Origin of the sequence: Bradyrhizobium ivorense, assembly GCF_900696085.1 — a bacterium.
GTDB classification, from domain to species: Bacteria; Pseudomonadota; Alphaproteobacteria; order Rhizobiales; family Xanthobacteraceae; genus Bradyrhizobium; species Bradyrhizobium ivorense.
This window is the reverse complement of sequence record NZ_CAADFC020000007.1, coordinates 41626-65768: the sequence shown is the minus strand read 5'-3', so window position 1 is coordinate 65768 and position 24143 is coordinate 41626. Positions and strand designations below refer to the sequence as shown.

The following is a 24143-nucleotide window of genomic DNA, read 5'->3' as shown; positions in this document are numbered from 1 at the left end:
TTTCGCGCGCCCCGGAATGACGCGTGGTGGTGTTACGCGCCGATCGCGATCTTCGGCTCGGCGTCGGCGTTCGCCTTCATTTCCTTCAGCGCGCGGCGGTACTCCACCGGCATCACCTTGCGGAATTTCGGCAGCCACGTCTTCCAGTTTGCGAGGATCTCGGCGGCCTTCTTCGAGCCGGTCAGCTTGGCGTGACGCGTGATCAGCACGTGCAGCCGTTCGACGTCGGAGTCGAGCAGGTTCTGGAACACGTCGACCCGGCCATGAGCCTCGAGATCGCTGGAGTGGTGGTAGGTGTCGGCGTTGATCATCTCCTCCGACAGCACCGGCTCGAGATCGACCATCGACAGGTTGCACAGCTTGTCGAAGTCGCCTGCCTCGTCCAGCACGTAGGCGATGCCGCCGGACATGCCGGCCGCGAAGTTGCGCCCGGTCTTGCCGAGCACCACCACGATGCCGCCGGTCATGTATTCGCAGCAATGATCGCCGGCGCCTTCGACCACCGCGACCGCGCCCGAATTGCGCACCGCGAAGCGCTCGCCGGCGATGCCGCGGAAGTAGCACTCGCCCTCGATCGCGCCGTACATCACGGTGTTGCCGACGATGATCGACTCCTCCGGCACGATGCCGGAGACCTTCGGCGGCTTGACGATGATGCGTCCGCCGGAGAGGCCCTTGCCGACATAGTCGTTGCCTTCGCCCTCGAGCTCGAAGGTGACGCCCTTGGCGAGCCAGGCGCCGAACGCCTGTCCGGCGGTGCCCTTCAGGCTGACATGGATGCTGTCGAGCGGCAGGCCCTCATGGCCGTAGATCTTGGCCACCGCGCCCGACAGCATCGCGCCGGCGGAACGGTCGGTGTTGTTGATCTCCTCCTCGATCTTGACCGGCGCGCCGCGGTCGAGCGCGGCCTGCGCCTTCTCGATCAGCCGGCGGTCGAGCACGGCCTCCAGATGATGGTTCTGGGTCTCGGAGTGATAGATCTTCTGGCCCTTCTCCTCCGGCTGCCGCACGAACAGCTTCGAGAAATCCAGCCCCTTGGCCTTCCAGTGCGAGACCAGCGCGGTTTGGTCCAGCATCTGGACCTGGCCGATCATCTCGTCGAAGGTCTTGTAGCCGAGCTGCGCCATGATCTCGCGGACTTCCTCGGCGACGAAGAAGAAGTAGTTGATGACGTGCTCGGGCTGGCCGGTGAAGCGCTTGCGCAGCACCGGATCCTGGGTGGCGACGCCGACCGGGCAGGTGTTGAGGTGGCACTTGCGCATCATGATGCAGCCCGCCGCGATCAAGGGCGCGGTGGCGAAGCCGAACTCGTCGGCGCCGAGCAGCGCGCCGATCACGACGTCGCGGCCGGTGCGGAAGCCGCCGTCGACCTGCACCGCGATGCGGCTGCGCAGCCGCTGGCGCACCAGCGTCTGGTGGGTTTCGGCAAGCCCGATCTCCCACGGCGAGCCGGCATGCTTGATCGAGGTCAGCGGCGAAGCACCGGTGCCGCCCTCGAAGCCCGCGATGGTGACATGGTCGGCGCGCGCCTTGGCGACGCCCGCCGCAACCGTGCCGACGCCCACTTCAGACACCAGCTTGACCGAGACCTGGCCGTCGGGATTGACGTTCTTGAGGTCGTAGATCAACTGCGCGAGGTCTTCGATCGAGTAGATGTCGTGATGCGGCGGCGGCGAGATCAGGCCGACACCCGGCGTCGAATGCCGCACGCGCGCGATCGTCGCGTCGACCTTGTGGCCGGGCAGCTGGCCGCCTTCGCCGGGCTTGGCGCCCTGCGCCATCTTGATCTGCATCATGTCGGAGTTGACGAGATACTCCGTGGTCACGCCGAAGCGGCCCGAGGCGACCTGCTTGATCGCCGAGCGCATGCTGTCGCCGTTCGGCATCGGCTTGAAGCGGTCGGATTCCTCGCCGCCTTCGCCGGTGTTGGACTTGCCGCCGATCCGGTTCATCGCGATCGCCAGCGTGGTGTGGGCCTCGCGCGAGATCGAGCCGAACGACATTGCGCCGGTGGCGAAGCGCTTGACGATCTCCTTGGCCGGCTCGACCTGCTCGAGCTTGACCGGCTTGCGCTTGTCGTCCTCGGCGCTCTTGATCCGGAACAGGCCGCGCAGCGTCAGCAGCCGCTCCGACTGCTCGTTGAGAATCTTTGCAAACGCGCGATAGCGCTCCAGCGAGTTGCCGCGCACGGCATGCTGCAGCGTCGAGACCGATTCCGCGGTCCAGGCATGGTCCTCGCCGCGGGTGCGGAAGGCGTATTCGCCGCCGACGTCGAGCGCGCTCTTGTAGACGTGGCCGTCACCGAACGCGTCGCTGTGGCGCCGCACCGTCTCCTCGGCGATCTCGGCGAGGCCGACGCCTTCGATGCGGGTGTGAGTGCCGGCAAAATACTTGGCGACGAAGTCGGCCTTGAGGCCGACCGCGTCGAAGATCTGCGCGCCGCAATAGGACTGGTAGGTCGAGATGCCCATCTTGGACATCACCTTGAGCAGGCCCTTGCCGATCGACTTGATGTAGCGCTTGACGATCTCGTAGTCGTCGAGCGCGCCGGGCAGCCGGTCCTTCATCGCGAGGATGGTCTCGAACGCGAGATAGGGGTTGATCGCCTCGGCGCCGTAGCCGGCGAGGCAGGCGAAATGATGCACCTCGCGCGGCTCGCCGGATTCCACGACGAGGCCGACCGAGGTGCGCAGGCCGGTGCGGATCAGATGATGATGCACGGCCGCGCAGGCCAGCAGTGACGGGATCGGGATCCGGTCGGTGCCGGTCATCCGGTCGGACAGGATGATGATGTTGATGCCCTCGCGCACCGCGCCCTCGGCGCGCGCGCAGAGCTCGTCGAGCACCTGCTCCATGCCCGCCGCGCCGAATCCGGCGTGGAAGGTGGTGTCGAGGGTGCGCGACTTGAAGTGGGTCTCGGCGACGTCGGAGATCGAGCGGATCTTCTCCAGATCCGCGTCGGTCAGGATCGGCTGCCGAACTTCGAGGCGCTTGGTCGAGGCGAGGCCCTGCAGGTCGAACAGGTTCGGCCGCGGCCCGATGATCGAGACGAGGCTCATCACCAGCTCCTCGCGGATCGGATCGATCGGCGGGTTGGTGACCTGGGCGAAGTTCTGCTTGAAGTAGGTGAACAGCTGCTTGGGCTTGTCCGACAGCGCCGAAATCGGCGTGTCGTTGCCCATCGACCCGGCGGCTTCCTCGCCGGTCGCCGCCATCGGCGTCATCAGGATGGTGATGTCTTCCTGGCTGTAGCCGAACGCCTGCTGGCGATCGAGCAGCGGCAGGTTGGAGCGCACGCCCTTGGCCGGCGCATCCGGCAGCTCCTCGAGCTGGGTCTGGGTGCGATGCAGCCAGTCGCTGTAGGGATGGCTCTTGGCGAGGTCGGCCTTGATCTCGTCGTCGGGAATGAGGCGGCCCTGCTCGAGATCGACGAGCAGCATCTTGCCGGGCTGCAGCCGCCACTTGGTGACGATCTGCTCCTCCGGAATCTTCAGCACGCCCATTTCGGACGCCATCACGATGCGGTCGTCGCTGGTGACGAGATAGCGTGCCGGGCGCAGGCCGTTGCGGTCCAGCGTGGCGCCGATCTTGCGGCCGTCGGTGAAGGCGATCGCGGCCGGGCCGTCCCACGGCTCCATCAGCGCGGCGTGATACTCGTAGAAGGCGCGGCGCTGCTCATCCATCAGCGGATTGCCGGCCCACGCTTCCGGAATCATCATCATGACGGCGTGCGGCAGCGAGTAGCCGCCCTGCACCAGGAACTCGAGCGCGTTGTCGAAGCAGGCGGTGTCGCTCTGGCCCTCGTAGGAGATCGGCCACAGCCGGCTGATGTCCTTGCCGTAGAGCTCGGAATGCACCGAGGCCTGCCGCGCCGCCATCCAGTTGACGTTGCCGCGCAGCGTGTTGATCTCGCCGTTGTGGGCGATCATCCGGTAGGGATGCGCCAGCGACCAGGTCGGGAAGGTGTTGGTCGAGAAGCGCTGATGCACCAGCGCCAGCGCGCTCTCGAAGTCCGCCTCGTGCAGGTCGGGATAGTACTTACCGAGCTGGTCGGCGAGGAACATGCCCTTGTAGATCACGGTGCGGCACGACAGCGAGCACGGATAGTAGCCCGCCATGCCGCGGTCGCGGCGCTGGTAGATCGCCTGCGAGATCGACTTGCGCAGGATGTAGAGCCGGCGCTCGAAATCGTCCTCGGTCTTGGCGGCGCCGTTGCGGCCGATGAAGACCTGCATGTGGTAGGGCTCGGTCGGCTTCACCGTGACGCCGAGCGAGGAATTGTCTGATGGCACGTCGCGCCAGCCGAGCAGCTTGAAGCCCTCGTTCTTGATCTCGTCGGCGATGATGCTCTTGATCACGTTGCGCCAGGCGGCATCGCGCGGCATGAACAGCGCGCCGATGGCGTATTCGCCGGGCTTCGGCAGCTTGAAGCCGAGCTCGCCTGCCTTGCGTGCGAAGAAGGTGTGCGGGATCTGCACCAGAATGCCGGCGCCGTCGCCGGCGCGCGGGTCGGCGCCGACCGCGCCGCGATGCTCGAGGTTGCACAGAATGCTCAGCGCGTCGGCGACGATCTGATGCGACTTCTTGCCCTTGATGTTGGCGATGAAGCCGACGCCGCAGGAATCCTTTTCCAGGCTGAGGTCGTACAGGCCCTCGGCGTTCGGGCGCCAGGTGTGTAGCTCGGGAGTAGGCGCGGTCTCGGCTTTCGAGTCCGCGGTCGCCGGCAGCGTTCCTGCCACGATGATTTCGCGCTCGAATTCCGACCCGCTCATGTGTCCTCTCCCTTGCGTAAGGGGCCTCACCGTGTTTGGCGCACCTTGGACGTTGCGGCACCCACCGGGGCCACCGCTCGTCCGCCGCGAGCCGCATTTTCCTTAATTCAGACGACGGGCGTTCAACGTCCCAGTGGAACGGCCGTGCCTGCAGCATTCTCGGAGCTCGGGGCGCCGAGATCTCGTTGCAATCCCTATGCCGGGATGGCCTCGAAATTGAGACAGTCTTGCTGTCCTAACTCCGACCTTGCCAAATTTTTGTCTATCACACAAGCGCGTGAAAGTCCTCGTCCGCATGTCTGGACCGAGCGGCTTCGGGGCCCCTCGCGCCCCTGATTTGAAGCAAACGCGCCCCGATCTGGCCCAAGCACTGACCAAGGACTGCCGGATTTCAAAATGAAATTTCGCTGAACGCAAGCCGGCAAGAGGGCGGAAACGCTCCCCGGGGCGAGGGGCAGACAGGAGTTTCGGTGATGAAGTTGTTCACAGGATCGGTCGCCGCCGCCGCCCTCGCGCTCAGCGTGGCCGCCGCGCAGGCCCAGCTGCTGACCCCGGGCCGGATCGGCAGCTCCCCCTACATCGCGGTGTCGGACATGGACGGGCCCTACGCCGCCATGCCGGAGGTTCCGCCGCCGCCGCGCTATGGCCGGCTGCCGAGCCTGCTGCCGCCGGTCGAGGTCTACACCGTGCTGCGGGAGAACGGTTATCTGCCGCTCGGTGCCCCGCGGCAGCGCGGCTTCACCTATACGATCGCCGTGATCGACCAGGGCGGCGCGGACGGCCGCCTGGTGATCGACGCCCGCGACGGGCGCATCATCCGCTTCATTCCGGCCGACCGGATGGGCAGCAATTTCGACGACGATTTTGCCCCGGCCTACGGGCAGGCCGAGCCGGGCCAACCGATGCCGCCACCGATCCAGGCCCGGGTGCCGCGCCCGCCGATGCCGATCCCGCATGTCGCGAGGCGCGCGGTGCCGGTGCCGAAGCGCAGCCCGCTGGCAGTCGCCAAGTCTGCAGGGGCCCCGGCGAACGCCCAGGCCGCGATGCCGGAGCCGGCACCCACCCAAGCGGCGGCCCCGCCGCCGCCCGCTCAGCAGCCGGCAGCCCCCGCGCCGAAGCCGGCCGAGGCCCAGGCCGCAGCAGCCGCCCCGCCGGCTGAGGCGGCGCCGACCGTCGGCAAGGTCGCCCCGCCGTCCCCCGCCGCGACCGCGATCCTGCCGACCCAGGAGATGCCGAAGGTGCAGGGGCTGGAGTGAGGGGTCCGCAGCCCGGATGAGCGAAGCGATATCCGGGACGATCTTGACGCGGAGAGTGTTCACCGGATTGCGCTGCGCTCCATCCGGGCTACGGCAGCCCCAAACAAAACGCCCCGGTTTCCCGGGGCGTTTCGCGTGCAGCCAATATCTGCTGACGCTGGACTTGCTCAGGCCGCGACCTTGGCCGAGCCGTCGACGACCTGCGGGGCCTTCTCGCCGCCGCTGATCGGAATGCTGCGTGGCTTCTTGGCCTCGGGGATCTCGCGGACGAGATCGACATGGAGCAGGCCGTTCTCGAGCGAGGCGTTCTTCACCTGCACGAAGTCGGCAAGCTGGAAGACGCGCTCGAAGGCGCGCGAGGCGATGCCGCGATAGAGCACCTCGGACTGATTGCCCGAATTCTCGTTGGCGGTTTTCTCGCCCTTGATCGTCAGCGTGTTTTCCTTCGCGACGATGGAGAGCTCGGCCTGCGAGAAGCCGGAGACCGCAACGCTGATCCGGTAAGCATTCTCGCCGGTGCGCTCGATGTTGTAGGGGGGATAGCCGGGGCTGCCGTCCGAGGTCACCTGGTCGAGCAGGTTGAAGAGGCGGTCAAAGCCGACGGTGGAACGGTAGAAGGGCGTGAGATCGTAGCTACGCATAGAATAGTCCTCCAGTGAGCGACTGTTTCAGTTACCCGCCCGCCATCGGGCCGGGCTTAGACGTGTGCAGCCTGATGTTTCGAGCCCGAAACACTGGTAGCGGCCTGCACTGAGGTGATATGGGAGGAGCTACGTCGCGTTCAAGAGGCGGACACCGCGCAGCTTTTCGCGCCGGCGCCCTTGATCTCCGCTCTGCTCCATCCAGTCGGTCTCCTGCATGACGCTCGTCTCGATTCCCGCCAATCCGGTCCCGGACGAATTTGTCAGCGGCACGATCAAGACCCCCGACGGGGCCGAGCTGCGCTTCGCACGCTGGGCGCCGCCGCCCGGCCGCAAGGGCACGGTGTGCGTGTTCGGCGGTCGCGGCGAGATGATCGAGAAGTATTTCGAGACGGTGCGCGACCTGCGCGACCGCGGCTTTGCGGTGGCGACGATCGACTGGCGCGGCCAGGGTCACTCGTCGCGGCGGCTGCGCGATCCGCGCAAGGGCTATGTGCGCGACTTTTCCGACTACGAGGTCGACGTCGAGACCTTCGTGCAGCAGGTGGTGCTGCCGGATTGCCCGCCGCCGTATTTCGCGCTGGCGCATTCGATGGGCGGCGCGGTGATGCTGCGCATCGCGCATGCCGGCAAGCGCTGGTTCGACCGCATGGTGCTGTCGGCGCCGATGATCGATCTGCCGCGGCGCCGGGTGTCGCTGCTGCCGAGCACGCTGCTGCGGATCCTGCGCCTCGCCGGGCAGGGCGGCCGCTACGTTCCGGGCGGCAACGACGTGCTGGTCGGCACCGCGCCCTTCATCGGCAATCCCGTGACCAGCGATCCGGTGCGCCATGCCCGCAACGCCGCGATCCTGGAGGAGGACCCGACGCTCGGCATCGCCGCGCCGACCATTGCCTGGGCTGACACCGCGTTCACCGCGATGCGCACTTTCCGCGGCACGTCCTACCCGTCCGACATCCGCCAGCCGATCCTGATGCTGGCGGCGAGCAATGACGAGGTGGTGTCGACGGCGGCGATCGAGGAGTTCGCCTATCATTTGCGCGCCGGCTCACACCTCGTGATCGCCGGCGCCAAGCACGAGATCCTGCAGGAGCAGGACCGCTACCGCGGCCAGTTCTGGGCGGCGTTCGACGCCTTCGTGCCGGGCACGCCGCTCTTCAAATAACCCGCGCCCCGAAACGCGTCAGCTGTTCAGCAGTGCGATGATCCGGTCCGGAAAGCGCCGCTCCACGAACAGGGTCCTGACCTCGTCGACGCTGAGATAGCGATCCTTGCCTTCGCCCTTGCCCATGATGTCGAGCAGCACCGGCCATTCGCCGAGCATCAGCACGCGGTAGTAGTAATGCAGGATCGTCCAGGAGGAGGAGTGCTCGCTGGCGTCGCGCTGAAAATTCTCCGCCATGAAGGTCTTGATCTGCGACGCCGACAGCCCGCGCTCGACACCGCCGTCGGGGCGCGCGTGGTCGCTACCGTAGCTCGCCAGACGCTCGATCTCGCTCTCATGGACCGCGGCATGCTGATCGAGAATGCGCGAGCCGGCGCCGTGCTTGTCGAGCGGACCGTTGCGCAGCTCGTCGAGGATGGCGCCGCGGAACAGGCTGCGCAGCTGGCTGACCGGGCCAAAGCCGTTCGCCCCCTGTGCGACCACGAAGATCTTGGCGCGGGCGACGAAGCCCGACCATCCGGTCTTGCCGGTGGCGCGGCCGATCGTCTCGGTCAATTCCGGTAGCGGCACGATGTGGCCGCCGACATAGTTGCCGGCGACCAGCGCACGCAGGAACGGGCAGGGATTGTTGGGCGAAACCTGCGGGGCAGGGGTTTCGCTGCGAGCCGTCTCGGTCATGAAACCAGGTCCTGAAAAGTCGTCAGCCAAAATGACCTGGCGATGCGATCGCTCAGGAGTCGACGGCGAACTTTGATGCCGATGCAACCAAGGCGAGTTTGCCGAAGGGGACGCCGGCTTTCAAGAGGCCCTCGCGGTAGTGGGCGATGTCGGCGGGGTTCTTCCAGTGGAAATTGCGCAGATGCCGTTCGACCGTCAGCCCCGGATAGTTGGTCAGCAGCGCCTCGGCGGCCTCTTTGGCTTCATCCGCGCGCCCGAGCTGGGCGAGTGCGGCGGCACGCACCGCCAGGCACTGCAGATGGTTCGGGTTGAGGTAGAGCTGCTCGCGCGACCATGACAGCGACGCGTCATATTGCCCCAGCAGATAGTGGCTGAAGGTGTTCAGCGCCGCGAACTGGTAGCGCGGATCGCTGTTGCCGCGCTGCGCTGCCGTCGAGAACAGCTCGACCGCCTTGCGATGATCGCCGATCACCATGTGGCAGATGCCGAGCACGCCGCGCGCGCCCATGTCGTAGGGGTTGAGCTCGATCGCCCGCTTGATGGCGTCCATCGCAGCTTCGTAATGGCCCTGCATCGCGTGCAGATAGGCCAGCAGCTGGAATGCGAACGAGGAGCGCGGGTCGAGCCGGACGCTACTCTCGGCGAGGCTGACCGACGACGCCCACAGCTCGCGGGTGCTCTGGATCCAGCCGAACTGGACGCCCTGGATCTGGATCAGCGCGAGATAGGCGCGCGCGATCGACAGCGCGGGATCAAGCTCGATCGCCTCCTTGAACAGCGCGATCGCGGTTTCGAAATCGTCCTTGGTCTGGTGGTAATAATGCGACAGCCCCTTCAGGAAGCGGTCCCAGGCGGTCAATTCGGAGTTCGGCGTGCGTGCCGGCGCCGAGGCCTCCGCGCGGTAGATCTCCTGGGCGACCGCGGCGGAGAGATTGGCGGTGATCTCGTCCTGCATCGCGAACAGGTCGCCCATGTCGCGGTCGTAGCGGCCGGTCCACAGCTGCTCGCCCTTTTCCGGCGCGATCAGCTCGGCGGTGACGCGGATCTTGTTGCCGGCGCGGCGCACCGAGCCCTGGATCAGATAGGTGGCGTCGATCTCGCGCGCGATCAGGCGGGTCGAAACGTTCTTGCCCTTGTAGGCGAAGGTCGAGTTGCGGCTGAGCACGCGATAGAAGGATTGCAGCGACAGCGCGTGGATCAGGTCCTCGGTCAGGCCGTCGGAGAAGTACTCGTCGGCGCTGCCCGAGAGGTTGTCGAACGGCAGCACGCCGACGATCGCGGTGCGGTACTGCGCCGGCAGATGCGGGCCGTCCTGCGGGGCCTTTTCGTCCTGGATGTCGGATCCGGCCGGCGCCCAAGTCCAGACATTGATCGGCTCGGCGATGTTCTTGAAGCGGTGCGGGCCGGCATCGACCAGGATGACGGCAAGCCGCCGCCCGGCCTCGGTGCGGGCCTTGTCCGAGACCGCGATGCCGCCGGGGGCCGCGACCGTCTCGAGCCGGACGGCGATGTTGACGTCGTCGCCGAACACCTCGTCCTCGTCGGCCATGACGTCGCCCATATGGACCCCCATGCGGAAATGCATGGCCCGGTCGGCTGGCAAATGTTCGTTGCGTTCAGCCATCATGGTCTGCATGGCGACCGCGGCCTCGATCGCGCCGATGATGCTGGGAAACTCCAGCAGGAAGCCGTCGCCGGTGTTTTTGACGATTCGGCCGCCGTGGTTGAGGATAATCGGGTAGATCGCGCTGCGATGGGCCTTGAACGCGGCATGCGTGCCCGCCTCGTCCATCCCCATCATGCGGGAATAGCCGGCGATGTCAGCGCAAAGGATGGCAGCGAGCCGTCGTTCCATGTTTCTTGTGCCTTGGAATTGGCCACCCTAGCCGACGTGACCGAATCCGATACTTACAGGACAGGTTGGGTCCGGCGGAAGCTCGGTTTGTAGGCACCTATAATGCATTGTAGCAAGAATTGGCATGCGGCGAACGGACCGAACAATCCGTTTGTCTACTGAATTCGTATGTCGTTGGGATGGCACGCTAGTCTGCTCAATCGTCCTTTCGGCTTTATTACACGCGGTTACTCACATAGGTTAGTGTCCCTGACATGCTTGGAATTCACGAACTCTGGCTCTTTGTCCTGTCCGGCCTGCTGCTCAACATCACGCCGGGGCCGGACACCGCCTATATCATTGGGCGCACGATTCAGCTCGGCTGGCGCGGCGGGGCCGCCGCAGCGCTCGGAATCAGCGGCGGCTGCCTGGTTCATGTGCTGGGCGCGGCGATCGGGCTCTCGGCGCTGCTGATGGCGTCGTCGACCGCCTTCCTCGCCGTCAAGCTGGTCGGCGCGGCCTATCTGGTCTTGACCGGCCTGCAGATGCTGCTGTCGCGCGCCAAGCCGGTCACGGCAGCTGCCGAGGAGGGCGGCGAGACCACGGTCGCGCGGGTGTTCTGGCAGGGCGCGCTGACCAACATTCTCAATCCCAAGGTGGCGCTGTTCTTCCTGGCCTTCCTGCCGCAATTCGTGGCGGCCGATTCGCCGCACAAGACGCTGGCTTTCCTGACGCTCGGGCTGATCTTCATCACAACAGGCACGCTGTGGTGTTTCGGCATCGCCGCCTTCGCGGCGCGCGCCGCTAGCCGCATCCGGCAATCCACCGGCGTGATCACCTGGATCAATCGCTCGCTCGGCGGCCTGTTCGTCTATCTCGGCGTCCGCGTCGCGATGCTGGAGGCGCGCTAGGGCGGGAACGGCGCTGCGGATTGTTTGCACTCAGCAGCCGAATAACGCGGTGCCGTTACCCGCGCATGCGCATCCGCGGGTGATCCAGTATTCCAGAAACGGCGGTGCTCGGACCGAGAGGCGGTCCTAACAAGCGAGATCCGGGCTATTTGGTCTGCCGAACGAGCGGACATTCGCTTTCGCTCAATGGACGAAAGGCGTCTTTGCCAGGAATTGTGGCGGCGACCCTCATGAGATCCCACTCGCCCTTGGACTCGGAAGGGTCCTTGGTTGCCAATAGATACATGTCCCGGATTACGCGCCCGTCGTCACGGATGCTGCCGTTTTTTGTCATGAAGTCGTTGATGGGCATCTCTTTCATCTTTGCCATGACGGCCTTGGCCTCCTTGGTGCCCGCGGCCTTAACCGCTTTCAGGTAGTGCATGGCAGCGCTATAGGTGCCGGCCTGCACCTGCGTCGGCGGTTGTTTGTACTCCTGCCAGAAGCGCTTCGAGAAGGCGCGCGTCTCATCGTTCTGGTCCCAGTAGAAGGCTTCGATGAACTGAAGCCCCTTGGTTGCCTTGAGGCCGAGCGAGTGAATTTCGGTGACCTGCATCAAAAGACCGACCATTTTTTGGCCGCCCTCCTGAATGCCGAATTCGGCTCCTTGTTTGAGGGCGGTGATGGTGTCGTTGCCGGCATTCGCCACGCCAATAATCTGCGCCTTGGAATTCTGGGCCTGCAACAGGAATGAGCTAAAATCCGACGTATTGAGCGGATGTCTCACGGCGCCCAGCACCGTTCCGCCGAGCGCTTTGACGAAAGTCGCGGCGCTCGCTTCCAGCGCATGTCCGAAGGCGTAATCGGCAGTCACGAAATACCAGCTCTTCCCGCCTTGAGCGGCGACCGCGGTGGCCGCGCCTTTGCCGAGCGCATATGTGTCGTAAACCCAGTGGGCTCCAGTGGGCGAGCAGGATTTCCCGGTCAGTTCGGCGGTCGCGGCGGTTGTGGCGAGCGTGATCCTGTTCTTGTCGGCAGCGAGTTTCTGGACTGCGAGCGCCGCGGCCGAGCTACCCATCCCGAGGATCGCATCGACGCCTTCCACGTCGAACCATTTGCGCGCCATGCTCATGCCGACGTCGACCTTGTTCTGGAGATCGGCGGACGTCATTTCGATGGGCTCGCCGAGCAGTGAGCCGCCAAAATCTTTGATGGCCATTCGTACGGCAAGGACGTTGCCTTGCCCGGAATTCTCGGCATAAGGGCCACTCATGTCGTCGAGCACGGCCAGCTTGACGGGGCCGCTCACATCCTCCGCGATCGCGGCCCCGCCGAAAGGCGGCGTTGATGCAAGAACCGCTAACGCGGCGATGACGAACGCAACTCTCCTAGTCATGGTCTTCCTTCCCGACAAAACGATCCTTTGCGGATCTGACGACTTTTTTCTTCAACAGTTCGGTGATGGTCCGGGCGTCCAACCCGGCTTCGGCCAAAACCTCGACCGTATGTTCACCTAGCCTCGGCGCGTGCCGGGAGACTTCGGGCTGCGAAGTCGACCATTCGGTCGGAATGGCCATGTCCTTGATCGGGCCTTCCGACGGGTGCGCGAACGTCCGAAAGAAATCTATGGCGTGAAGATGCTCATCGCCGAGGATCTCGTCGATCGAGTTCATCCGCGCCACGGGAATGTCGGCTTCCGTGAGTGTTTCTATCCAGTTCGCAGTGGTGCGCGTGGCCAGGACATCAGCGAGATATCCGTAGACTTCGTTGATGTGTGTCAGGCGTTCGTTCTGGGAGGAGAACCGCGCGTCCTTCTCGAACATTTCAGGCTGCCCGATCGCCGCGAAGAAACTGCGCCAGTGCTTGTCGGTGTACACAAGCGTACAAACGTATCCATCGAGCGTTCGATGAGGACGCCGGTTATGCGCGAGGCTCCGCTGATACCCGGATTCGCCGATCGGCGGCTCGAAGAGCGAGCCAGCAAGATGTTCGCCAAGGACGATGGTCAACAGGTTCTCGAACATCGGCACATCGACGCGCTGTCCCTCATTGCTAATGTCGCGATGGCGTATCGCGGCCATTGTGGCAAAGGCAACCTGTAGGCCGACGATACGGTCGGCGAGGATGACGGGTGCATAGCGCGGCTCCGCCGCTCCTGCCTGGAGAGACAGCCAGGGAATCCCTGACATTCCCTGGATCAGATCATCATAGGCGGGACGTGCTCCATAGGGACCGCGCTGGCTAAATCCGAATGCGCCGACATAGACGAGCCTCGGGTTTGCGGCGCGAAGATCCTCATATCCCAGACCAAGGCGAGCCATCGCCTGTGGACGGATATTGTAGAGCAGGACATCCGCTTGCTTCGCGAGCCGAAGCAGCAGATCCCGCCCTTCGGCAGCCTTGAGGTCTATCACGACGGAGCGCTTGCTGCGATTGGTCGACATGAACAGGTGGCCCATGCCGGGACTCTTCATGGGGCCGGACAATCGCATCACGTCGCCGTCAGGCGACTCGACCTTGATGACCTCAGCGCCGTAGTCCCCCATCAACTGACAGGCGTAGGGGCCCATCACCACCGTCGTCAGGTCGAGAACGCGAATGCCTTGCAGAGGTCCGGCCACGCTATGCGGCCTTTTCCTTGAGCATCTCGCGCGCGATAATCAGTTGCTGGATTTGGCTTGTGCCTTCGTAGATGCGCAGCAAGCGCGCGTCTCGGAACAGCCGTTCAATCGGATATTCCTTGATATAGCCGTAACCGCCATGAATTTGCATGACGCGGTCGGCAATGCGGCCAAGGGCTTCCGTCGTGAAATATTTGCAGCAGGCGGTCTCCTTGGTGACGCCCCGTCCATCGTCGCGCATGCGTGCGACGCGTTCGACCATCGCGCGGGACGCAAGCGCCTCCGCTTCGCAATCTGCGAGCATGCCCTGGATGAGCTGGAAATTGGCGATCGGCTCGCCGAACTGGACGCGCTGCGAGGCGTAACGCACGCCCTCGTCGATGATGCGCTCGCTCAAGCCTGTCGCAACGGCCGACATGTGAAGTCGCGCATGGTCGAGCGACTTCATTGCGGTCTTGAAACCGACGCCTTCTCGCCCACCCAAGAGTGAGGTAGCCGGTACCCGGCAATCTTCGAAGATGACGTCGGCCGTGTGCGCGCCGCGAAATCCCATCTTCTTGTTGCGCGGCCCGATCGTGATCCCGGGCGTGCCTCGCTCGACAAGAAATGCGGAAATGCCTGATGTCTTCTGCTCCTTCGGACCGGTCCGCGCGAAGACGGTGAAGATTCCGGCATGGGGCGAATTGGTCGTGAACCGCTTCGTGCCGTTGATGACGTATCCGTCGCCATCCCGCGTTGCTCTTGTCGTCAGCGAGGCGGCATCAGAGCCTGCCCCAGGCTCGGTGAGGCAGAAGGAAGCGACGAGATCGCCGGCCGCGATACGCGGAAGATATTCTCTGCGCTGCTCCTCGGTTCCATCGATGATGATGCCCAGGGTGCCGACGCCGTTGCTGGTACCGAAATAGGAGCGAAACACGGGCGAAGCGTAGCCGATCTCGCAGACGACGCTGACCTCCTCGAACATCGACAGGCCGAGCCCTCCGTAATTTTCGGGAATCGTCATGCCGAAGTAGCCGAATTGCCTGAGGCGATCGACGATGTGACCAGGGATCTCGTCGTGTTCCTCGACCCATTCCTCTGCAGGGATCAGTTCTTCGCGCACCAGGCGCCTGGTTTGATCCACCATTGATCGAAGAGTTTCCGCGTCAGCCATTTAGCTTTCCTCTTGTCCTGGCCGCTTGCGCCGCCGCATCCAGATAGTGTTGATGCAGAATCTTCAGGTGCGACTCCATCTCGCCGGCGGCGCGCTCGGCGTTCCGGGCTCGCATATGCTTCATGAAGCGCCTGCGGGATCGAATGACATCGACGCCCATGACCGATCCGAACTCAGCGATGAAGTCGCTCAGGATGCTCATCAACGATCGCATCATCATGATGAGGATCGGATTGCCGGTCAGCTCCGCGACCAGGATGTGAAAGTGGACGTTGATCTGCGTCTTCAGCGTTGAGTGTCCAGCAAGCGTTTGACGCTCGGCTTCATCGATATTGGCATCGAGGGCGGCCAGTCCCGCTTCGTCAGCCGCGTCGCAGGCAGCTCGGATCACTGCCGTTTCGATCGCCAGGCGGGCTTCCGTCAATTGCTCCAAATCCACCCCGCCAACGGCCACCATGCCTTGCATGATTTTGGTCAAGGGTTGGGGACCGCCGTTTGCGACGAACGCGCCTCCTGCGGCGCCTTTGCGCAACTCGATCTGGCCGAGAGACTCGAGCGAACGCAGGGCCTCTCTCACGACGTGCCGACTGACAGCGAAGGTCGAGGCGAGGTCCCTTTCGTTGGGCAGTTTCTCGCCAGGCAATAGCCTGCCCGACTGAATTTGCTCGCCGATTTGGCGCGAGACCTCTTCGAAAAGGCGCATCGATTTGACGATTGTGAAGTTCATAAAGGTCCTATACCCCAATGGTTGGACCAATGCAAGCGATCAGCTTACCCCGGAAGCGGCGCCGTGAAAGGCGCCCGCCGTTGCGCAGCTATTTCTCCGTCGTCGTGGCCGCAGGGACGGCGGGGCGACCGCTTGCCCGGTCGCGCCGGCGATGGCAGAATCGAACCATATTGTGCAGGATCGGACACAACATGCCACTCATCCGAATTTGGGTCTACGACGGCATCCTTGCTTCGGGCGTAGCGGGCATCGTCGACGTGTTCACCGCCGCCAACGCGGTGGCGGCGAGGCGGCCGTTGCGCGACAACGTCAGGCCGCCAGTGCTGCGGTGGCGCATCGAGTCGCTGAATGGTCGGTCGGTTCAAACGGCGTCCGGCCAGATCGTCGACGTCGATGGCCGGATCAACGCACGGTCTGAGGCGGATGCGGTGATCATTCCCGGGCCGTTCGTCGGCGATATCGAGCGCTTCTTCACGCGGCTCGATACGGTCGAGCCCTTGCTCGCGGCGCTGCGGCGGCAGCATGAGCGCGGCACCCTGCTCGCGTCCTATTGCACGGGGAGCTTCATCCTCGCCGAGGCCGGCCTGCTCGACGGCCGGGTCGCAACCACCCATTGGGCGAAGGGGCGGACATTCGCGATGCGCTACCCGGCGGTGGATCTGCGCGTCGCCGAGATCCTCACCGAGCAGAACCGGATCGTCTGCTCGGGCGCGGTGACCACTTCGCTCAATCTTGCGCTGCGGCTGGTCGAGACCTTCGCCGACTCCGAACTGGCTGCGGAGACCGGCAAGCTGCTGCTGATCGACAGCAACCGCGTGTCGCAGGCGTCCTATGCCAGCCGGACCCACGACATCAGGCACTCCGACGCGCTGGTCGCGCGGGCGCAGAGCCTGATGGAAAAGTCGCTGCAACGGGGCTTCAGTCTCGCCAGACTTGCGCGCGATCTCTCCGTCAGTGAGCGTACCTTGAATCGCCGTTTCAAGCTGGCGGTCGGCGAAGCACCCCTGCAATATCTGCAGGCGCTGCGCGTCGATGTGGCCAAGCGCCTGATCGAATCCAGGCGGCTGAAGCTCGACGCCGTCAGCGCGCGCGTCGGCTACAGCGATCTGTCGACCTTTCGCCGCCTGTTCAAGCGTGAAACCGGACTTTCACCGCGCGAATATCAGCGCCGGTTTGCGCGTGCTACCGCGCACGCGGCACCGGCCGCCTGAAGATGCTCTGTCCGAATTTGCCCTGAGAATGGCGATCCTGCCACTGCTGTCGCGAGCGCCTCGCGCATAGACCTCGTGCAGGCAACAGCAGGAGGTCTCCCAATGCCGATGATCGACGTGACAATTCCCGAAGGCGCCCTCAACCCGGACGCGGAAGCGCGGCTGATCAGGGAGCTCGGCGACATCCTGATCGGTCACGAAGGATTCGACCCGGCGAACAAGGTCGCGCAGAGTGTGACCGTCGTATTCCTGCATCGACCGGCCGCGGTCTATGTGGCGGGCGCGCCGTCGCCGTCGCCGCGCTACCGCATCGTCCCTTCGGTGCCCGAGGGGCAGTACACCGAAGCCTCGCGGGCGGCCTTGGTCAAGGACGTGACCGACGCGGTGGTGCGCGCCGCCGGCGGCTCGTTCGAAGAGGTGGCGCCGCAGGTTTGGGTATTCCCGACCGAGGTCCCCGATGGCCAGTGGGGCAGCCGCGGCGTCATTCGTCCGCTGCCGGACATCCAGGCCTTCATCGCCGGCGAGCACGAGCGCAAGGTCGGCGAAGCGCGTCTTGCCCGGCGGCGGCGCGTCAAAGCGGTCGAACTGCTTGCGGGCGCGCTCGATGCGGCCCGCAAGGGCGTCGAGTGACGCGGCGGCAGGCCATGACAATCGATGCGAATTTCAGGCTCGCGGCGATCCAGGCCGCTGCGGTACCGTTCGATCGCGCGGCTTCGCTGGAGAAGGCCTGCCGCCTGATCGGCGAGGCCGGCGCCATGGGAGCGACGATCGCCGCATTCGGCGAGGCCTGGTTGCCCGGCTATCCGTTCTTCTGCCACGCGCCGACTGGCGCAAACACTTTTCGGGCGATGGCGGACTATCTCGACCACGCCGTCGACATTCCGTCGCCCGCGACCGATCGCCTGTGCGAGGCCGCCGCGGACGCGGGCATCGATGTCGTCATCGGCATCGCCGAACGGGACGCCGTGACGAAGGGCACGGTCTACTGCACGCTGCTGTTCGTCGGCCGTGAGGGCCGGATCATCGGCCGTCATCGCAAGCTCAAGCCGACCTTCAACGAGCGTTCGGTATGGGCTGACGGCGACGCGGTGGGCCTGCGCGTGCATGACAGGCCCTATGGCAGGATCAGCGGGCTCAATTGCTGGGAGCACAACACGATGCTGCCGGGCTATGCGCTGGCCGCGCAGGGCACGCAGATTCACGTCGCGGCGTGGCCCGGACGAGAGCCGGCCGTGGCGCCGCCGTCACCCACGCCGCTCTGGCCCCGTCAGCTTCTGCTGTCGCGCGCGTTCGCATCCCAGGCCGGCTGCTACGTCATTGCCGTCGGCGGCATGCGGTCGCACGCGGCGACGCCCGAACGCTATCGCGAGCTGTCGACGATCGAGTACGGCGGCGACAGCGTGATCATTGATCCGCGCGGCGAGATCATCGCCGGGCCTGCCCAGGGCGAGACCATCCTGATCGCCGAGGGATCGCGCGAAGTCGTGCTCGCCGCCAAGGCGCTGTGCGATATCGGTGGCCACTACTCGCGCCCCAACCTGCTGCGGCTGATCGTCGACCGCGATCCGCAGGATCGCGTCATCGACTGCGGCTTCGCCGCGCGTGTCGGCCCCGACATGTGGGAGTAAGCGTCGCCCGCATGGGTGAAGCGATATGCGGGTTTCACGAAGTCCCGCGTGCCGCGTCGCTCATGCGGGCGACTTGCTGCTTGCTACCGCCGATAATAACGGTACGGCGGTTCGAAGACGTAGGTCGAGCCGTAACGGTATGGCAGAGGATCATAGCCGATCAGATATGCCGTTCTCAGCCGGTAGTGCCTGTAGCTGATGATGCGGGCGTGTCTGTGCCATGTGCTGCCGCACACGCAGCGCTGACGCGAGCTGAAATCGGACGCCTGGCTGCCCGGCGGCTTCCACTGAGATGCGGATGCTGCGCCCGGCGGGATGCAGAGGGCGAGAAATGCGAGAACTGCCAGCGGCCGAGTCATGTGTTCAAACCTCTCGCAAAGCTGCAGACCCCAATAACTGTCCGGAAACAGGCGGGTTCCAAAGGCATGTGAGGGGGAGGGGCCTGGCGCTCCAAGGCTGACACCATCCGGCGCCATGGCCGCTTTGCGGCACCCCTTTGAAGGACAGGAAACCGCAGATCCCGCGGTCGGGGGTACCCCTACGGCGATTTATGTTGGCGAGGCCCAGATTCAAGGCGCGCAGCAGCGTTGCTGCCTTGCGCGTCCGACTATTTCCCGAAGCCTGTGAACGACTATATGGGGTTCGTGCGGCGGCGCTTTGCGCTGTCGCGGCCCTCCTTGAGGGCGTTTCCTCCCTAGACTTGGGCCGCTTGTTCGTTCGAGCGGCCCTTTTTCTTTGACCAAGCAGAGGTGCAAGCGTAGCCCGCATGAGCGCAGCGACATGCGGGTTTCACAAAGCCCCGCATATCGCTGCGCTCATGCGGGCTACTGGATTTGATCAAGGAGAGGCGTGCGGGACGATCAGTCGGGCTTCTTGTCGCGCGTCAGATTCATCCGCTCGACGCGTTCATCGATCAATCGATTAAGTTTCTGGTCGCGCAGCGTATCCTTCCTGAACAACCCGCCGTGCAGACGATAGGCAAGGAGGAGCAGGACAATCACGACGCCCACGAGATAATAGGACCAGTCCATGGCCAGAACCGCCCAGCGGCCTGCATGCCCGCAATGCGCGATACTTAAGGCCAGCTCGGCCGTCTTGTCCAACCCTATTCTCGGCGGTCGCGCCTGCTGGACGTGTTTCGCCGTAGCGTAGCCCGCATGAGCGAAGCGATGTGCGGGGATTAACGAAGTCCCGCATGTCGCTCCGCTCATGGGGGCTACTTGTTGTCACCGCTATTGCGCGCGCTCAGCCGTGCAGCTTGAGCAGCGCGCTGGCGGCGAGATAGAGGCCGAGCAGGATCATCGAAATCAAGAACCAGCGCCGGAACACATCCGGCTGCATCCGGGTGCGCACCGCCTGGCCGATCAACATGCCGGCGAACGAGGCCGCCATCGCGACCGCGCCCGGCAGCGCGGTGGCGGCCGTCAAGAGGCCGGATGCGGTGAGGTTGAAGGCCAGCGCCACCGTCGCGGTGGTGAAAAACACGCCGAGCGCCTGCACCAGCTCGTCGCGCTCCATGCCGATCGCCTGCATGAACGGCATCGACGGGATTACCTGAACGCCGGTCGCGGCCGAGATCACGCCGGTGATCAGGCCGACGATGCCGCCGACCCATTTCTCGTGGCGCCGTGCGACCTTGAAGCTGAACCGGCTGAGGCCCACGATGGCATAGATCACCAGCAAGAGCCCGAGCACGACGGTGCCGTAGGCCGCGTAAGGTCCGGTCAGCAGCCCCGCATTGAGCCAGATGCCGGCCACGGTGCCGAGCATCAGCGGCCACAGCCGGCGCAGGATGTCGCGCAGATAGGGGCCGACGAAGGTCTGCCAGATGTTGGTGACGATCGCCGGCACGATCACGATCGCGATCGCGCGGCCCGGCGACATCGTGGTGGCGAGCAGCCCCATCGCCACGGTCGGCAGGCCGAGGCCGAGCGTACCCTTGACGAAACCGGCGAGCAGGAAGGCGAAGGCGATCAAGATCAGCAGATGGTCGACCATGGCTGCACATTGACCGATCGCGGCAATCGGCACAATCTGGAGCTTACGGAGTTAGCCTTCGGCCATTGCGATGGCTGCGGGCGAGGGGGGAACCATCATGCGGTTTGACCTGGTCGATTTGCAGCTGTTCATCGCGGTGGCCGATGCACGCAGCATCACCCATGGCGCGGCGCGCGCCAATCTGGCGCTGGCCTCGGCCAGCGAGCGGATCAAGGGCCTCGAGGACGCGCTCGGCGTGGCGCTGCTCAAGCGCGGGCGCCGCGGCGTCGAGCTGACCGCGGCCGGCGAGAGCCTGCTCGGCCACGCCCGCATCGTGCTGCACAATGTCGAGGCGCTGCAGGGCGATCTCGCCGCCTATGCCTCCGGCGTCCGCGCCAACGTGCTGCTGCTCGCCAACACCTCGGGGCTGTCGGAGCATCTGCCGCGGGCGCTGGCCAATTTTCTGCACGAGCATCCCGACATCAGCGTCGACGTCGAGGAGCGCGAGAGCACCGACATCGCGGACGCCATCGCCAGCGGCGCCGCCGATCTCGGCTTCGCGGCGGAGCACGTGCTGCCCGACAGCGTCGAGCGCTTCCTGTTCAGCGAGGACAAGCTGATGCTGGTGGCATCGCGGCGCAGCGATCTCGGCGGCCGCCGCCAGATCGATTTTCAGGAGGTGGTCGGCCGCGATTTCGTCGGGCTGACCGCAACCTCGGCGCTGCAGGTCCATATCTCCCGGCATGCCGCCAAGCTCGGGGCCCGCCTGCGCTTCCGCGCCCGGCTGCGCGGCTTCGACGCGATCTGCCAGATGGTCGCCGCCGATGTCGGCATCGCCGTGATTCCGGAAACCGCGGCACGGCGCTGCGCGGCTTCGATGCCGATCGTGACGATCCGGATCCGCGACGCCTGGGCCAACCGCCGGCTGACGATTTGCGCCCGCAGCTTCAAGGCACTGCCGCGGCCGGCCAAGCAGCTCGTCGAGCATCTGCGGGCTGAAGCGCAGCGGTGACAGGCTGCCTCGGTCTCGCTACGCCAACGCCGACACGAGCCACAGACCAACATGCAGGCCGCGGCCATCCGCTCCGATGCCCGCGGCGAGCGCGTTGCGTACTGCTTCGATAGCGCGATGTCGCTGCTCATCGGAGGCATTTTCGAGCAGCGCAGGCAGGGGGCCCGCCTGCGTGATAAAGGCCATGCTTTGCGTAACGTCCTTGCCGTGGATCGGTACGTCGGTGGGCTTGATTGCAATCTCACGAAACCCTGCCGTGGTGAGGATGCCGCGAACGCGCTCCTCGTGCGCGAAGGAAAACATCCCCGGCGCCAATGGATCCGCGGGCGGCTGCGGCGGCAGATGCGGTCGTGCCGCCTCGATCGGTACGCAGAACCACGGGCTCTCGGGCATCGTCCGAAAGCAGACAAACACCAGCCGCCCGTCCGCTTTCATGCCGCTGCGGATATTGGCGAAGGCCTTGGCCGGGTCGCCGAAGAACATCAGGCCAAAACGCGAATAGACCAGATCCGCCCAGCGCGGTTCGAAAGGATAGGACGTTGCGTCGGCCAGCGCGCAGGTCACGTTGCCGAAGTCCGCCTCGGCGGCACGGTGCTTGGCGAGATCCAGCATCGGTGCCGAAATATCGACACCCAACGCAGCGCCTGACGGGCCAACGGCCTTGGCGAACGCCAACAGCGTGTCACCGGTGCCGCATCCGATGTCGACCACATGCTCGCCCCGCTTTGCCGACGCAGCATCCAGGCTGACGTTCGTGACCGACGTGAAGACGTCACTGATCACGGCCTGCTGCGAAACCCATGCGTGTCCCATGGTGCTGTTCCAAAACTCTGCTCCACGGGGATTGGGTGTAATCTCTGGCATTTGGCGAATATCCTGGTTCTGAAAAGGGCTGAGGAAATTATCGTCACGGGCCGCACAGTATTTCCAAAGCGGGCTGAAATGACCGCGAAAACCGCTTTTGCCGATCCGCGGAGATCATGACCCGCAAGTCCCGGAAGTGCTACGGGCCGCGCGGTGACATCATGCCGCGGCCGGCCAAGCAGGTCGTGGAGCATTTGCGCGCCGAGGCGCAGCGCTGAGCGCCGCGCCCAGAGACATTGAGTCGCTCCCTGCAATCGGCGCGGTTGCTATAAGCTCGGGCGGCCGGAAAGTCCCGGCAGGTGGGGGTGGTCAATGCAGCCAGACACCCGGTACGCCAAGAGCGGCGACGTTCACATCGCCTATCAAGTGTTCGGCGAGGGTCCGCTGAACGTTGTCTTCGCGCCGCCGGGCTTTACGAATGTCGAGCACTGGTGGGACGAACCGGAGGTGAGTCGCTGGCTGCTGCGCCTCGCGCGCTACGCCCGGGTGGTGATGTTCGACAAGCGCGGCACGGGCCTGTCGGATCGAGTTGCTGACTTCCCGGGCCTGGACCAGCGAATGGACGACCTGCGGGCGGTGATGGACGCCACCGGCATGGAGCAGGCGGCGCTTCTGGGTTTCTCCGAAGGCGGCACGATGTCGGCGCTGTTCGCCGCGACCTATCCCGATCGCTGCCGCGCGCTGGTGCTCTGCAACGCCTATCCGGCAACGACATTCACTCTGACGACGCTGGAGGAAAGTCTCGGGTATATCCAGCTTGGCTGGGGCAGCGGCGGCAGCGTGGTAAAATTTGCGCGCTCCCGCGTAAACGATACCGCGTTCAAGCGCTGGTGGAGCAAGAACGAGCGAGTGTCGATGAGCCCTGCCGGCGCCGCCGCGTACGCGCGCATGAACCATCTGATCGACATCAGCGACATCGTCTCGACGATCCGGGTCCCGACCCTCGTCATTCACCGGACCGACGACAAGACCGTCAGCCTGGAGGGCGGCCGGTTTTTCGCCGCGCATATTCCGGGCGCCCGCTATCTCGAGTTGCCTGGGGTCGACCACCTTCCATTCATCGGCGAAAATGCCGGCGAGATCGCCGATGCGATCGAGGAATTTCTGACCGGCTCACGAGCGCCGGTCGCGGTCGACCGCGTGCTTGCCACGGTGCTCTTCACCGACATCGTCGCCTCGACCGAAAAAGCCGCCGCGCTCGGCGATCACCGCTGGCGTGACCTCCTTGACACGCATCACGCCGCGATCCGGCGCATCCTCTCGCGCTTCCGCGGCCGCGAAATCAAGACGACCGGCGACGGCGTTCTGGCAACCTTTGACGGTCCGGCGCGCGGTGTGCGCTGCGCGTGCGCCATCGCCGACGAAACCAGGTCGTTGGGTATCGAAGTCCGCGCCGGCCTTCACACCGGCGAGTGCGAAATGATCGGCGATGATATCGGCGGCATTGCCGTCCACATCGGAGCGCGCGTGGCGGCGCTCGCCGGCGCCGGCGAGGTGCTGGTGTCGGGCACGGTCAAGGACCTGGTGGCGGGGTCGGGTTTGCGTTTTGGTGACCGCGGCAATCAATCGCTCAAGGGTGTCCCTGGAGACTGGCGCGTCTTTGCCGTCGAACGGTGATGCGCCGTTGTCATCTGATCAAGATCGGATTGATGCCGTCGGCCCCTCACGCATTCGCGCGCCGGAGCGCAGAGGTGCGGGACGTCAATGTAAGGAG

General features: G+C 65.0%; 19 protein-coding genes. 8 read left to right on the top strand and 11 right to left on the bottom strand.

What is annotated here, in order from left to right:
- Nucleotides 1-32: 32 nt before the first annotated feature.
- Nucleotides 33-4772 (bottom strand): glutamate synthase large subunit, encoded by a 4740-nt coding sequence (gltB, locus tag CI41S_RS10620; protein ID WP_139858920.1) that lies wholly within the window; start codon nt 4770-4772, stop codon nt 33-35.
- Nucleotides 4773-5245: 473 nt separating this feature from the next.
- Between gltB and CI41S_RS10615 the strand changes: the two genes are divergently transcribed.
- Nucleotides 5246-6028, top strand: a complete 783-nt coding sequence (locus CI41S_RS10615; protein ID WP_139858919.1) for a hypothetical protein — start codon at nt 5246-5248, stop codon at nt 6026-6028.
- Nucleotides 6029-6195: 167 nt separating this feature from the next.
- Here the strand turns inward: CI41S_RS10615 and CI41S_RS10610 are convergent, their stop codons facing one another.
- On the bottom strand, nt 6196-6669 hold the full coding sequence (locus CI41S_RS10610) for an Hsp20 family protein (protein WP_172627984.1): 474 nt from the start codon (nt 6667-6669) through the stop codon (nt 6196-6198).
- 217 nt (nt 6670-6886) lie between these two features.
- On the opposite strand from CI41S_RS10610, the gene CI41S_RS10605 reads away from it, so the two are divergent.
- Nucleotides 6887-7834 (top strand): alpha/beta fold hydrolase, encoded by a 948-nt coding sequence (locus CI41S_RS10605; RefSeq protein ID WP_139858917.1) that lies wholly within the window; start codon nt 6887-6889, stop codon nt 7832-7834.
- 18 nt (nt 7835-7852) lie between these two features.
- Here CI41S_RS10605 and CI41S_RS10600 read toward each other — a convergent pair whose 3' ends face one another.
- Both CI41S_RS10600 and CI41S_RS10595 read right to left on the bottom strand, forming a co-directional pair.
- Complete coding sequence (locus CI41S_RS10600) at nt 7853-8512, bottom strand: hypothetical protein (RefSeq protein WP_139858916.1); 660 nt, start codon at nt 8510-8512, stop codon at nt 7853-7855.
- Nucleotides 8513-8564: 52 nt separating this feature from the next.
- Nucleotides 8565-10367: an adenylate/guanylate cyclase domain-containing protein gene (locus CI41S_RS10595; RefSeq protein WP_139858915.1), complete on the bottom strand. Its 1803-nt coding sequence runs from the start codon at nt 10365-10367 to the stop codon at nt 8565-8567.
- 254 nt (nt 10368-10621) lie between these two features.
- Here CI41S_RS10595 and CI41S_RS10590 point away from each other — a divergent pair, with 254 nt between their 5' ends.
- Entirely contained in the window at nt 10622-11257 is a 636-nt protein-coding gene (locus CI41S_RS10590) for a LysE family translocator (protein ID WP_139858914.1), read from the top strand.
- Between the two features lie 145 nt (nt 11258-11402).
- Here CI41S_RS10590 and CI41S_RS10585 read toward each other — a convergent pair whose 3' ends face one another.
- The 4 genes from CI41S_RS10585 to CI41S_RS10570 are packed head-to-tail and all read right to left on the bottom strand — an operon-like array spanning nt 11403 to nt 15737.
- A complete protein-coding gene (locus tag CI41S_RS10585; protein WP_139858913.1) occupies nt 11403-12632 on the bottom strand; it encodes an ABC transporter substrate-binding protein in 1230 nt (409 codons plus the stop codon).
- Complete coding sequence (locus CI41S_RS10580; RefSeq protein WP_139858912.1) at nt 12625-13857, bottom strand: CaiB/BaiF CoA transferase family protein; 1233 nt, start codon at nt 13855-13857, stop codon at nt 12625-12627. Before CI41S_RS10580 ends, CI41S_RS10585 begins: the two co-directional genes overlap by 8 nt.
- Before the next feature lies 1 nt (nt 13858).
- Complete coding sequence (locus CI41S_RS10575; RefSeq protein ID WP_139858910.1) at nt 13859-15010, bottom strand: acyl-CoA dehydrogenase family protein; 1152 nt, start codon at nt 15008-15010, stop codon at nt 13859-13861.
- Nucleotides 15003-15737: a FadR/GntR family transcriptional regulator gene (locus CI41S_RS10570; protein ID WP_139858908.1), complete on the bottom strand. Its 735-nt coding sequence runs from the start codon at nt 15735-15737 to the stop codon at nt 15003-15005. Before CI41S_RS10570 ends, CI41S_RS10575 begins: the two co-directional genes overlap by 8 nt.
- Before the next feature lie 191 nt (nt 15738-15928).
- On the opposite strand from CI41S_RS10570, the gene CI41S_RS10565 reads away from it, so the two are divergent.
- The 3 genes from CI41S_RS10565 (at nt 15929) to CI41S_RS10555 (ending at nt 18576) form a co-directional block, all read left to right on the top strand.
- Nucleotides 15929-16948, top strand: coding sequence for a GlxA family transcriptional regulator (locus CI41S_RS10565; RefSeq protein ID WP_139480836.1), 1020 nt, complete (start codon nt 15929-15931; stop codon nt 16946-16948).
- Nucleotides 16949-17050: 102 nt separating this feature from the next.
- Nucleotides 17051-17578, top strand: coding sequence for a tautomerase family protein (locus tag CI41S_RS10560; protein ID WP_139480834.1), 528 nt, complete (start codon nt 17051-17053; stop codon nt 17576-17578).
- A 14-nt stretch (nt 17579-17592) separates the two neighbouring features.
- A complete protein-coding gene (locus CI41S_RS10555) occupies nt 17593-18576 on the top strand; it encodes a carbon-nitrogen hydrolase family protein (protein WP_139858906.1) in 984 nt (327 codons plus the stop codon).
- 860 nt (nt 18577-19436) lie between these two features.
- Here the strand turns inward: CI41S_RS10555 and CI41S_RS10550 are convergent.
- Together CI41S_RS10550 and CI41S_RS10545 are read right to left on the bottom strand one after the other, a co-directional pair.
- Nucleotides 19437-19679: a hypothetical protein gene (locus CI41S_RS10550; RefSeq protein ID WP_139480829.1), complete on the bottom strand. Its 243-nt coding sequence runs from the start codon at nt 19677-19679 to the stop codon at nt 19437-19439.
- A gap of 142 nt (nt 19680-19821) precedes the next feature.
- Nucleotides 19822-20574: a sulfite exporter TauE/SafE family protein gene (locus CI41S_RS10545; RefSeq protein WP_139858904.1), complete on the bottom strand. Its 753-nt coding sequence runs from the start codon at nt 20572-20574 to the stop codon at nt 19822-19824.
- A 97-nt stretch (nt 20575-20671) separates the two neighbouring features.
- Here CI41S_RS10545 and CI41S_RS10540 point away from each other — a divergent pair, with 97 nt between their 5' ends.
- On the top strand, nt 20672-21565 hold the full coding sequence (locus CI41S_RS10540) for a LysR family transcriptional regulator (protein ID WP_139480825.1): 894 nt from the start codon (nt 20672-20674) through the stop codon (nt 21563-21565).
- Nucleotides 21566-21583: 18 nt separating this feature from the next.
- Here CI41S_RS10540 and CI41S_RS10535 read toward each other — a convergent pair whose 3' ends face one another.
- Nucleotides 21584-22429, bottom strand: a complete 846-nt coding sequence (locus tag CI41S_RS10535; RefSeq protein ID WP_139858902.1) for a class I SAM-dependent methyltransferase — start codon at nt 22427-22429, stop codon at nt 21584-21586.
- A gap of 312 nt (nt 22430-22741) precedes the next feature.
- Between CI41S_RS10535 and CI41S_RS10530 the strand changes: the two genes are divergently transcribed.
- Nucleotides 22742-24046 (top strand): adenylate/guanylate cyclase domain-containing protein, encoded by a 1305-nt coding sequence (locus CI41S_RS10530; RefSeq protein ID WP_139480822.1) that lies wholly within the window; start codon nt 22742-22744, stop codon nt 24044-24046.
- The last annotated feature ends 97 nt before the right edge of the window (nt 24047-24143 follow it).